The following is a 10820-nucleotide window of genomic DNA, read 5'->3' as shown; positions in this document are numbered from 1 at the left end:
TCGACACATTGGATGTCACCGCAAGACACCGACGAGCAGGATGATGCTGGCCGCGATCGTGGCGGGCGCCAGCGATACGAGCAGGACGTTGACGATGCTCTCCTTGGCGGTAGATGCGACGTGGCCACCCGCCGCGCCCGGTGCAAACTTCGAACCGGCGCCCCAGATCGCTGCGAGTTGAGTTGCCAACCAGTTTGCGTATGTGCCATACGCAAGCAATGCGACCGTGACGACCTGCCAAACGTGAGCCAGAACGAGATGTGGCCACAGTAAACCGACGATGATGAGAAACGGGCCGTTCGTCATGCCTTGCAGGTGACTGGCCAGCCCCATGCGCGGATTCTTCACGGCCGGGATCACCAGGCCCGTAACAAGACCGAGGACGAAGAGGACTAGCCCTAGCGCGAAGAGGAGCGTCTGCATGGTCGGATGCTAGGCGAGCACGCCGCCACCGGCATCAACTCTTGCTCGTAGAAGTTGATCCAAACCGGAACTCGACGACGTCGCCGTCGGCCATCAGGTAGTCCTTGCCCTCCATGCGCACCTTGCCGGCCGCTTTGGCCGCGGCCATCGATCCGGCGGCCACGAGATCGTCGTAGGAGACGATCTCGGCCTTGATAAAGCCCTTTTCGAAGTCGGTGTGGATCACCCCGGCGGCTTTCGGCGCGGTGTCGCCCTGATGGATGGTCCACGCCCGCGACTCCTTGGGCCCGGCCGTCAAGAAGGTTTGCAACTTCAGGGTGTGAAAACCGGCCCGGGCCAACGCATCAAGCCCGCGCTCGGCCTGACCGATCGACTCGAGTAGCTCGGCGGCCGACTCGTCGTCGAGCTCGGTGAGCTCGGCTTCGATCTTGGCGTCCAGGAAAACCGCGTCCGCGGGCGAGACCAGCGCGCGCAGGTCGGCGACCCGGTCAGCATCGGTAAGCACTGCCTCGTCGGCGTTGAACGCGTAGAGGAACGGTTTGGTGGTCAGCAGATTCAATTCCCGCAGCAGCAGGGCATCCGCCCCGGCAGCGAATAGCGTCGTCCCGCCGTCGAGCGTCTTTTGCGCAGCCACAGCGGCCTCGTAGAGCGGTTTGCGGTCCTTGCTGTTGCGGGCTTCTTTCTCCAGCCTCGGCACCGCACGCTCGAGTGTTTGCAGATCGGCCAGGATCAACTCGGTCTCGACGACCTCGATGTCGGATTTGGGATCGACCCGCCCAGCGACGTGCGTCACATCGTCATCGGAGAAAACTCGCACCACCTGGCAGATCGCGTCGCATTCGCGGATATTGGCCAGGAATTTGTTGCCCAGGCCGGCGCCTTCGGAGGCACCCGCGACGAGGCCGGCGATGTCGACGAAGGTCACCGGCGCCGGGACGATGCGATCGGAGTCGAACATTTCCGCCAACGTCGCCAACCGAGGATCGGGCAGCGGCACCACACCCTCGTTCGGCTCGATCGTCGCGAACGGATAGTTGGCGGCCACCACGTTGTTTCTGGTCAGCGCGTTGAACAAGGTCGACTTGCCGACATTCGGCAGACCCACGATCCCAAGGCTCAAGCTCACAGGGACTCAAGTGTAAAGCGTGCTAAGCAAGCGTTACTGGCGGTGCGGCAGTGCGAAATGTGGCACGCCCACCGTCTGCTAACGAGGTCTTTACGAGCCTTTCGGCGCCGAGCCGGTACGGTCGACGTGTGTCAGCACAGCGGACGCGGTCGGCGGTGGCATCGGATCATCGCTCGATAATCCCCAGCATTCCCGGTGCGCCTTGGTGGGCGGCCGTGCTTGTCGCTGTCACCGGCACCGCCGCGGGCTTTGCTTTTGACGCCGGATCGGGCAAGGAGCTGACGACTGTCTTTTCCGCGCTTTATGTGGCGGGCTGCCTGGCTGCGGTGCTGGCGGTGCGCCAGTCCGGTGTCTTCACCGCGGTCATCCAGCCACCGCTGATCTTGTTCTGTGCGGCGCCCGGCGCGTACTGGCTCTTTCACGGAGCCAAGTTCACCGGCCTCAAAGACCTGGTGATCAACTGTGGCTATCCGCTGATCGAACGCTTCCCGCTGATGCTCTTCACCTCGGCCGGCGTGCTGCTGATCGGCATCATCCGCTGGTCGCTGGCGATGGTGATCCACCCGGCCACCACCGAGACGGCCGGAGCCGACGTGGCGAGCAGTGACGCGCAACCCACCGGGCTGACCGGCAGGCTGGCTCCGATTTTCAAGCTGCTCCAGACCCTGCGACGTGAGTCGGCCGATGACGAAACGGTCGACACAGCAGCCAAGCGCAGTTCGCGGCGAACCCACGCCGTCGGACGGTCCGCGAAGCCGGCGAGATCATCCGCGGAGTCGACGCACAGCAGGAGGACGGGCAAGCGTCCGGCAACGGCGCGCTCCCGTCATATCCGGCCTCCGCTGGAGGAACCCGCCGACCCCACACTTGACCGTGCCCCGCGTCGACGCCCGACGCGCACCCGCGAGTTCGGCGGCGCCGAGCCACCCCGCCGCGCCAGGACGCCCCGCGATCCGGACCTGCGTGGTCGGCCGGCCCGCGAGGTCCGCCGCGACCCGCACGGTCACCAGGGTCAGCCGCCGACCCGTCGTAGCAGCCGATTCGACCCCTACGAGCCCTACGAGCCCATCGAGCCCTACGAACCCATCGCACCGGAGCCACGCCGCAGGCCCGCGCCGAACGGGGCATCCGGCACCACCGCCACACATCACCCGATCTCGCAGGTCCGGTATCGCGGCTCAACCAGGGCTGACGAGCCACGCAACGAGCCCAGGCCCCGGCGATTGCGCGAGCCCGCAGCCGATACCTGGGACTATGACGTTTAGGGCCGTCTAGGGAGCTTTCCGGGCTGGGCGAATCTCCCGCGGCAGCGCGAACACCAGAGTCTCGTTGGCCGTCGTCACGGGGTGCACCACGTCGTAGCCGTATTCGGCCAGTCGCTCCAGCACGCCACGCACCAACACCTCGGGCACCGACGCCCCAGAGGTGACCCCGATCGTGGTGACACCGTCGAGCCACTCCGGGTCGATATCGTCGGCGTAATCGACCAGATGCGCGGCCGCCGATCCGGCGCCCAGAGCGACCTCGACCAGCCGCACCGAGTTCGACGAATTGCGTGACCCGACGACGATCACCAGCTCGCACTCCGGCGCCATCGCCTTGACCGCGACCTGCCGATTCTGGGTTGCGTAGCAGATGTCGTCGCTCGGCGGATCCTGCAGTTTCGGGAATCGCGCACGCAGCCGCTGTACGGTCTCCATGGTCTCGTCGACGGACAGCGTGGTCTGCGACAACCAGATGACCTTGTTCTCGTCGCGGACCGTCACCCCGTCGACGGCACCGGGCCCGTCGACCAGCTGCACATGGTCGGGGGCTTCACCGGCGGTTCCGACGACCTCCTCGTGGCCCTCGTGACCAATCAACAGGATGTCGTAGTCGTCGCGGGCGAAGCGCTTGGCCTCGTTGTGCACCTTGGTGACCAACGGGCAGGTGGCGTCGATGACTCGCAGCGAGCGCTCGGCCGCCGACGAGTGCACGGTAGGCGCGACTCCGTGCGCGGAAAACACCACGATGGCGCCCTCGGGGACCTCGTCGGTTTCGTCGACGAAAATCGCCCCCGCCCTGGCCAGGGTGTCGACCACATGCCGGTTGTGCACGATCTCATGGCGGACATAGACCGGCGGGCCGTGTTTTTCCAGCGCACGCTCGACCGTCTCGACGGCGCGGTCGACGCCGGCGCAGTACCCGCGCGGCTCGGCCAACAACACTCGCTTACCGGTCGCCGGCTCGATCGCCGAGCTCGCGGCGCCGGGGATCCCCATGTTGACGGTCGGCGGCATGGCAACCACGTTACTTTCTGCGGACTCCGGCTCGCCAGCTCGCGCGGTCGGCTTGGCGTTCACCGCCGGTTAAGGCAGGCTGGGGCGCATGGCTACTGCACCGTATGGGGTCCGGCTGCTGGTCGGCGCGGCGACATTCGCCGTCGAAGAGACGATCAAGCTACCGAAAACCATCCTGATGTATCCGATGACGCTGGCCAGTCAGGCCGCGCATATCGTGATGCGCTTCCAGCAGAACCTGGCCGAATTGGTAATCAAGGGCGACTCGACGCTAGAGCAGATTTTTCCGCCCAAGGACGAGCAGCCGGACTGGGCGACGTTCGATGAGGACCTGGGCGACGACTATGACGGCGATCCAGAGGCATACGGACCCGGCGTCGACGCGTCCAACAGCGACCGCCGCGCCGAAGGACGGTTCGCGCTGTACACCTCGCCCGACCCATCGGACGAGGACGCGGCGGCCGATCCCCCGACTCGGCCCGTGTCCGCCACTCGCGCGCATAAGCCGGCCGCCAAGTCGGCGGTGCCTGCGCCGCCAGTGGCCGACGAGCTCGATTACGAGACGCTGACGCTGGCCCAGCTGCGGGCCCGATTGCAAACGCTCGACGTGGACGAACTCGAGGCCCTGTTGGCCTACGAGGAGGCCACCAAGGCGCGTGCACCGTTCCAGACGCTGCTCGCCAACAGGATCACTCGCGCGACGGCGAGGTGACCCGAGCGGTGCCGGCTCAACCGGCGAATTCGGCTGAGAACCCGTTTCCGGTTCGCGCGGTGGCCATCCGGATCGCGGGCTGGATCGACAAACTGGGCACGGTGTGGGTGGAAGGCCAGTTGGCCCAGATCAATATCCGGCCCGGCGCCAAGACCGTCTTCATGGTGCTGCGTGACCCCGCGGCCGACATGTCACTGACCGTGACCGCGCCACGGGACCTGGTAGACAGCGCGCCGGTCAAGCTCGTCGAAGGCGTCCAGGTCGTGGTCTGTGGCAAGCCGAACTTCTTCACCGGACGCGGCACATTCTCGTTGCGGCTCAGCGAGATACGCGCGGTGGGGATCGGCGAACTGCTGGCCCGTATCGAGCGGCTGCGGCGGCTGCTGGACGCCGAAGGGCTGTTCGACCCGCGACTCAAGCGGCCGCTGCCGTTCCTGCCCGCCACGGTCGGGCTGATCACCGGGCGGGCCAGCGCCGCCGAGCGGGACGTCACGACGGTGGCCGCCGCGCGGTGGCCCGCGGTGCGATTCGCCGTGCGCAACACTGCCGTTCAGGGGCCCAGTGCCGTCGCCCAGATTGTCGAGGCGCTGCGCGAACTGGACACCGACCCGGCCGTCGACGTGATCGTGGTGGCCCGTGGTGGCGGCAGCGTCGAGGACCTGCTGCCGTTCTCCGACGAGACGCTGTGCCGCGCGATCGCAGCCTGCCGCACCCCGGTGGTCAGTGCGGTCGGTCACGAGCCGGACAACCCGTTGTGCGACCTGGTCGCCGACCTGCGCGCGGCCACTCCCACCGATGCCGCCAAGAAGATCGTCCCGGATACGGCCGCAGAGCAACACCTGCTCGACGACCTGCGCCGACGCAGCGCCCAGGCGCTGCGCAATTGGGTGGCCCGCGAACAGCGCATGCTCGCGCAGTTGCGCAGCCGTCCGGTACTGGCCGAGCCCTTGGCGGCACTGACGGTGCGCGCCGAGGAGGTGCACCGCGCCCGGTCTGCGGTCCGCCGGGATATCACCCGCCTGATCGGCGCGGAGACCGAACGCGTCGGCCATTTGTCCGCCCGGCTGGCTACCTTGGGTCCGGCGGCCACCCTGGCCCGCGGCTACGCAGTTGTGCAGACGATTCCGACGGACGGTCCCTCGGCTGTGCTCCGGTCGATCGACGACGCTCCGGCAGGCACCAAGCTGCGGGTGCGCGTTGCCGATGGCGCCGTCGCGGCGACCAGTGAAGGACCACCCGATGGCCGATAAACCGGAGAAGACTACACCTATTAGTCAGCTTGGGTACGAAAAATGCCGGGACGAGCTGATCGAAGTTGTGCGCCTTCTGGAGCAGGGCGGGCTCGACCTTGATGCGTCGCTGACATTGTGGGAAAGAGGTGAGCAGCTGGCAAAACAGTGCGAAGATCACTTAGCTGGAGCACGCAAGCGAGTGACCGATGCATTGACCGCCAGCGAGCCGGAAGATTCTTGAAATCGAAACCGGTTTTGAGGACTAAGTTCGAAACTGGAACACGTTTCAGTTATCCTCGTCGGCATGGCTGAGATTTCTGCAACATCGCCGACCACCCCGCTGGGCAGCATCCTGGTTACCGGCGGCTCGGGGTTCGTTGGTGCCAACCTGGTGACCGCCCTGCTCGATCGTGGTTACCAGGTGCGGTCCTTCGACCGTGCGCCCTCGCGGCTGCCGGCCCAACCGGGGCTGGAGGCGCTCCAGGGCGACATCTGCGACCCCGGCGTGGTCGCGACCGCGGTCGACGGCATCGACACCGTCTTCCACACCGCGGCGCTCATCGAGCTGCTGGGCGGTGCCTCGGTGACCGACGAGTACCGGAAGCGCAGTTTCGCCGTCAACGTCGACGGAACCAAGAACCTGGTGCACGCCGCGCAGGCGGCCGGGGTGAAGCGGTTCGTCTACACGTCGTCGAACAGTGTGGTGATGGGCGGCCAAGCCATCGCCGGCGGCGACGAGACGTTGCCCTACACCGACCGGTTTAATGACCTCTACACCGAGACGAAAGTGGTCGCCGAACGATTTGTGCTGTCGCAGAATGGGATTGATGGCCTGCTGACGTGCGCGGTACGGCCAAGCGGCATCTGGGGCTGTGGCGATCAGACGATGTTCCGCAGGGTGTTCGAAAGCGTGCAGGCCGGCCACGTCAAAATCCTGGTGGGCCGCAAAGCCGCCCGACTGGATAACTCTTACGTGCACAACTTGATTCACGGCTTCATCCTGGCCGCCGAGCACCTGGCGCCGGGTGGCCCCGCGCCCGGCCAGGCGTACTTCATCAACGATGCCGAGCCAGTGAACATGTTCGAGTTCGCCCGACCAGTCGTCGCGGCCTGCGGACATCGCCTGCCCCGGTTGCGGATATCCGGCGCCGCGGTGCGCGCGGCGATGTCGGGCTGGCAGCGGCTGCACTTCCGGTTCGGGCTGCCCAAGCCCCCACTGGAACCGCTGGCTATCGAGCGGTTGTATCTGGACAACTACTTCTCGGTAGCCAAGGCCACCCGCGACCTCGGCTATCGACCGTTGTTCACCACCGAGCAGGCGATGGCCGAATGCCTGCCCTACTACACCGAGCTGTTCGACCAGATGAAAGCCGCGGCGCCGCCGCCTAGCCGGCGTTCGAAAGTTGGTGTTCAGGCGGCTGCGGCGACGCCGTAATCATCGCTCGGTGTGGTTGCGCGGCTCGCGCCCTCGCCGCTTCGCGGCTGGGGGTGTACCCCCTTGTCGCGCCGCGGATACTGGACTGCGAACATATTCCGAGTCGGCCCGTTGCGAAATACACCTTTCGCGAGCTACGGGGGCATCCGCGTCGGCGATGAGGAGGAGTGCTGCCGAATGTCCGAGACTGTGCTGGTCACCGGAGCCTTCGGACTGGTCGGGTCCGCGACGGTGCGACAGCTGCGCGCCGACGGCCGCCGTGTTGTCGCCACCGACCTCGACATACCGGCCAACCGGAAAGCCGCCGCGGCCCTGCTGCCACCCTCCGAGGTCCGGTGGGCCGACCTCACCGATCCGCAAGCCGTCACAGCGTTGCTGCATGCGGTCTCGCCCGCGGCGATCATCCACCTTGCCGCGATCATCCCGCCGGTCTGCTACGCGCGGCCGGCGTTGGCCCGCCGCGTCAACGTCGACGCGACCGGATTGTTGATCAACGCCGCGAAAACGCTGCCGTCGCCGCCCCGATTCGTGCAAGCATCCAGCGTCGCCGCCCACGGCGCCCGCAACCCACACCACATCACCGACGTGCTTACCGCGGATACCCCGCTGCGGCCATCCGACATCTACGGCGCCCACAAGGTGGAAGCCGAGCAACTGGTGCGCGGCTCGGAGCTGGACGCGGTGGTGCTGCGGCTGGGCGGTGTGCTCACCGCCGAGCCGCGGTTCGAACTCGACCTGGACACCATTTACTTCGAGGCCTCGCTACCGGTCGACGGGCGCATCCAGACCGTCGAAGTGCGCGACGTGGCCCGCGCCTTCGTCGCCGCCACCACCGCCCCGGTGATCGGCGAGACGTTGCTCATCGGCGGTGACGATTCGCACCGCCACGTCCACGGCGATCTCGCCCCGTCCATGGCTGCCGCGATGGGCTTGGTCGGCGGCATACCTGCCGGACGCAAAGGCGACCCGGATAGCGACGCCGACTGGTTCGCCACCGACTGGATGGACACCGCGCGCTCGGTGGAAGCCCTGGAATTCCAACGGATTTCGTGGCCGCAACTGCTTGCCGAGATGGCCGACCGGATGAGCTGGCGGCGCTACCCGGCGCGGCTGGCGGCTCCGCTGGCCCACGCGCTGCTCAAGCGTCGCTCGCCGTACTACCGCTACCCGGGTCGCTACGCCGACCCGTGGGGTGTGATCGCCGCCAAATGGAATGACCCTCGACCCGATCGGAGCCCGGCATGAGCCGACCAAACGCCCGGAACGCGGTCGTCATCGGCGGGGCCTCCGGCATTGGCCGAGCGGTGGCCCATGCGCTGGCCGCCGACAACTGCCGAGTGACCGTCGCCGACCGCAACACCGACGGCGCACGTGCCGTCGCCGCCGAACTCGGCGACCCACATACCGCCGCGACGGTCGAGGTCACCGACGAGGACTCGGTGCGGGCCCTGTTCGAGCAGGCCGGCACGCTCGAGGTGGTAGTCAACACCGCCGGTTTCAGCGGCGTCGGGCTGATCACCGAACTGCCGGTGGAAGAGTTCCGCTCCGTCGTCGACGTCTGCCTGACCGGCAGTTTCCTGGTGATCAAACATGCCGCGCCGCGGCTGCGCGACGGTGGTGCGCTGGTGTCGATCAGTTCGCTCAACGGGCGGCAGCCCGCCGCCGCGATGAGCGCCTACTGCGCGGCTAAGGCCGGGCTGTCGATGCTGACACAAGTCGCGGCGCTCGAACTCGCGCCGCACGGTATCCGGGTCAACGCCGTCGCCCCCGGATTCGTGCACACTCCGCTCACCGAGCCGGCCACCCAGATTCCGGGCGTGCTCGACGAATACCTGGAGAACACACCGCTGGGCCGCGCCGGTACCCCCGAGGACATCGCCGACGCCGTGGTGTTCCTGTCCAAGGCGCCCTGGCTCACCGGTGAGGTGCTCGACCTCAACGGCGGCGCGCACATGCGGCGGTACCCCGACATCTTGAGTCACGTGATGAAGCTGGCTGCGCCACAATGACATTCACCGAAACCTTCACCGGCAAACACGCGATCGTCACCGGCGGTGGTTCGGGCATCGGCGCGGCGCTGTGCCGGGCTCTGGTGGCCGCGGGCGCCGACGTCGTCTGTACCGATGTCGACGGCGCCGCCGCGGCTCGCACCGCCGAGAGCCTGAACGGTCCCGGCACCGCCACCTCGGACACCCTCGACGTCACCAACGCGACCGCGGTGGCGGCCGCCGTCGATGCCGTCGTCGCCCGCACCGGACGGCTGGACCTGATGTTCAACAACGCCGGAATCGCTTGGGGCGGCGACACCGAACTGCTCACGCTGGACCAATGGAACGCCATCATCGACGTCAACATCCGCGGCGTCGTGCACGGGGTGGCGGCCGCCTACCCGGTAATGCTGCGGCAGGGGCACGGGCACATCATCAACACCGCGTCGATGGCCGGGCTGGCCGCGGCCGGGCAGATCACGAGTTACGTGATGACCAAGCACGCGGTGGTGGGGTTGTCGCTGGCGCTGCGCTCGGAGGCCGTCTCCCGCGGGGTGGGCGTGCTGGCCGTCTGCCCGGGCGCCGTCGAGACGCCGATCCTGGACAAAGGCGCCATCGGCGGCTTTGCCGGCCGCGACTACTACCTGCGCGGCCAGGGCATGAAGGCCGGGTATGACCCTGACCGTCTGGCCCGCGACACGTTGAAGGCGATCAACCGCAACAAGGCGCTGCTGGTCGCGCCGAAGCAGGCCTACGCATCATGGGTGTTCGCCCGGCTGGCGCCAGGTCTGCTGCAGCGTTTCTCGATCCGCTTCATCGCCGACCAGCGCAAACGCCAACACGCGAAAAGCGGTGCGCCCGGCGGCTAGGGTTCACTTCGACGACGACGCGGAGGGCCGGCGATGAATACCGAATTCACCCTCACCCAGAAACGGGCCCTTGCGGTCGTCACGATTGTCAGCCTGCTGTTCGCCGCGTACTTCCTCCGCAATTACTTCGTCCTGATCGTGGTGGCCGCCGTCGGGGCGTATTTGTTTACGCCGCTTTTTAATTGGTTCGGTCGTCGGCTTGGTAGCGGGCTGGCGGCCACCTGCACGCTGCTCTCGGCTCTGGCCGTCGTGATCGTGCCGGTCGGCCTGTCGGTATTGCTGGCGATCGTCCAGATTTCCCGCATGGTCACCCAGGTCGCCGGCTGGGTGCAGCGAACCGGTCTGAGCGGGATCGGCGACAAGAGTCTCCATGTCGTCAATCAACTCTTGGCACGGGTGCCGTTCCTGCACATGACGGTCACCGCAGAGTCGCTCAGAAAAGCGATGGTGACCGTCGCGCAGAAAACGGGTCAGTGGGCCCTGCACTTCCTGCAAGACACGGCCGGCGGTCTCCCCGGCGCGGTCACCGCAGCCATCATCTTCTTGTACGTGTTTGTCGCACTGCTGACCAACCGCGAGAAACTGCTCACCTTGATCCGCCAACTCAATCCGCTCGGCGAAGACGTCACCGATTTGTACCTGCGGAAGATGGGCTCCATGGTGCGGGGAACCGTGAACGGCCAGTTCGTCATCGCACTCTGTCAAGGGGTAGCCGGAGCCGCATCCGTCTATGTCGCCGGATTCCACCACGGATTC

12 protein-coding genes are annotated in these 10820 nt (G+C 66.9%); 9 read left to right on the top strand and 3 right to left on the bottom strand.

Features of this window, described 5'->3' with window-relative positions; all coding sequences use genetic code 11:
* Positions 1-15: 15 nt before the first annotated feature.
* Both VNW74_RS00810 and ychF read right to left on the bottom strand, forming a co-directional pair.
* A complete protein-coding gene (locus tag VNW74_RS00810; RefSeq protein WP_325674707.1) occupies positions 16-423 on the bottom strand; it encodes a hydrogenase in 408 nt (135 codons plus the stop codon).
* Positions 424-457: 34 nt separating this feature from the next.
* On the bottom strand, positions 458-1549 hold the full coding sequence (ychF, locus tag VNW74_RS00805; protein ID WP_325674706.1) for a redox-regulated ATPase YchF: 1092 nt from the start codon (positions 1547-1549) through the stop codon (positions 458-460).
* A 128-nt stretch (positions 1550-1677) separates the two neighbouring features.
* Here ychF and VNW74_RS00800 point away from each other — a divergent pair, with 128 nt between their 5' ends.
* Positions 1678-2814 (top strand): DUF6542 domain-containing protein, encoded by a 1137-nt coding sequence (locus VNW74_RS00800; protein ID WP_325674705.1) that lies wholly within the window; start codon positions 1678-1680, stop codon positions 2812-2814.
* Positions 2815-2820: 6 nt separating this feature from the next.
* Here VNW74_RS00800 and VNW74_RS00795 read toward each other — a convergent pair whose 3' ends face one another.
* Positions 2821-3828: a 4-hydroxy-3-methylbut-2-enyl diphosphate reductase gene (locus tag VNW74_RS00795; RefSeq protein ID WP_325674704.1), complete on the bottom strand. Its 1008-nt coding sequence runs from the start codon at positions 3826-3828 to the stop codon at positions 2821-2823.
* A gap of 88 nt (positions 3829-3916) precedes the next feature.
* Here VNW74_RS00795 and VNW74_RS00790 point away from each other — a divergent pair, with 88 nt between their 5' ends.
* The 8 genes from VNW74_RS00790 to VNW74_RS00755 all read left to right on the top strand — a co-directional run.
* The gene (locus tag VNW74_RS00790; protein WP_325674703.1) at positions 3917-4540 is read left to right on the top strand and encodes a lipid droplet-associated protein; all 624 of its coding nucleotides are present in this window, start codon (positions 3917-3919) and stop codon (positions 4538-4540) included.
* Between the two features lie 8 nt (positions 4541-4548).
* A complete protein-coding gene (gene xseA / locus VNW74_RS00785) occupies positions 4549-5790 on the top strand; it encodes an exodeoxyribonuclease VII large subunit (protein ID WP_414686570.1) in 1242 nt (413 codons plus the stop codon).
* The gene (locus VNW74_RS00780) at positions 5780-6013 is read left to right on the top strand and encodes an exodeoxyribonuclease VII small subunit (protein WP_325674701.1); all 234 of its coding nucleotides are present in this window, start codon (positions 5780-5782) and stop codon (positions 6011-6013) included. The genes xseA and VNW74_RS00780 overlap by 11 nt, the downstream gene beginning before the upstream one ends.
* Before the next feature lie 63 nt (positions 6014-6076).
* Positions 6077-7207, top strand: a complete 1131-nt coding sequence (locus tag VNW74_RS00775) for a 3-beta-hydroxysteroid dehydrogenase (protein WP_325674700.1) — start codon at positions 6077-6079, stop codon at positions 7205-7207.
* Between the two features lie 177 nt (positions 7208-7384).
* A complete protein-coding gene (locus VNW74_RS00770) occupies positions 7385-8452 on the top strand; it encodes an NAD(P)-dependent oxidoreductase (RefSeq protein ID WP_325674699.1) in 1068 nt (355 codons plus the stop codon).
* Positions 8449-9216 (top strand): SDR family NAD(P)-dependent oxidoreductase, encoded by a 768-nt coding sequence (locus tag VNW74_RS00765; RefSeq protein ID WP_325674698.1) that lies wholly within the window; start codon positions 8449-8451, stop codon positions 9214-9216. Before VNW74_RS00770 ends, VNW74_RS00765 begins: the two co-directional genes overlap by 4 nt.
* Positions 9213-10064 carry an SDR family oxidoreductase gene (locus VNW74_RS00760; protein ID WP_325674697.1) on the top strand — a complete coding sequence of 284 codons (852 nt, stop codon included), beginning with the start codon at positions 9213-9215 and terminating at the stop codon, positions 10062-10064. The genes VNW74_RS00765 and VNW74_RS00760 overlap by 4 nt, the downstream gene beginning before the upstream one ends.
* 33 nt (positions 10065-10097) lie before the next feature.
* On the top strand, positions 10098-10820 hold a 723-nt coding region (locus VNW74_RS00755), incomplete at its 3' end, for an AI-2E family transporter (protein ID WP_325674696.1).

Source organism: Mycobacterium sp. (genome assembly GCF_035570115.1).
Classification (GTDB): domain Bacteria; phylum Actinomycetota; class Actinomycetes; order Mycobacteriales; family Mycobacteriaceae; genus Mycobacterium.
Note: the sequence above shows the minus strand (reverse complement) of the source record. Positions and strands in the feature narration are given on the sequence as shown.

What these genes read in the sequence shown, in the direction of transcription:
- VNW74_RS00810 (WP_325674707.1), bottom strand. Translation starts at nt 423, where the DNA reads ATGCAGACGCTCCTCTTCGCGCTAGGGCTAGTCCTCTTCGTCCTCGGT.
- VNW74_RS00795 (WP_325674704.1), bottom strand. Translation starts at nt 3,828, where the DNA reads ATGCCGCCGACCGTCAACATGGGGATCCCCGGCGCCGCGAGCTCGGCG.
- VNW74_RS00790 (WP_325674703.1), top strand. Translation starts at nt 3,917, where the DNA reads ATGGCTACTGCACCGTATGGGGTCCGGCTGCTGGTCGGCGCGGCGACA.
- VNW74_RS00780 (WP_325674701.1), top strand. Translation starts at nt 5,780, where the DNA reads ATGGCCGATAAACCGGAGAAGACTACACCTATTAGTCAGCTTGGGTAC.
- VNW74_RS00775 (WP_325674700.1), top strand. Translation starts at nt 6,077, where the DNA reads ATGGCTGAGATTTCTGCAACATCGCCGACCACCCCGCTGGGCAGCATC.
- VNW74_RS00770 (WP_325674699.1), top strand. Translation starts at nt 7,385, where the DNA reads ATGTCCGAGACTGTGCTGGTCACCGGAGCCTTCGGACTGGTCGGGTCC.
- VNW74_RS00765 (WP_325674698.1), top strand. Translation starts at nt 8,449, where the DNA reads ATGAGCCGACCAAACGCCCGGAACGCGGTCGTCATCGGCGGGGCCTCC.
- VNW74_RS00760 (WP_325674697.1), top strand. Translation starts at nt 9,213, where the DNA reads ATGACATTCACCGAAACCTTCACCGGCAAACACGCGATCGTCACCGGC.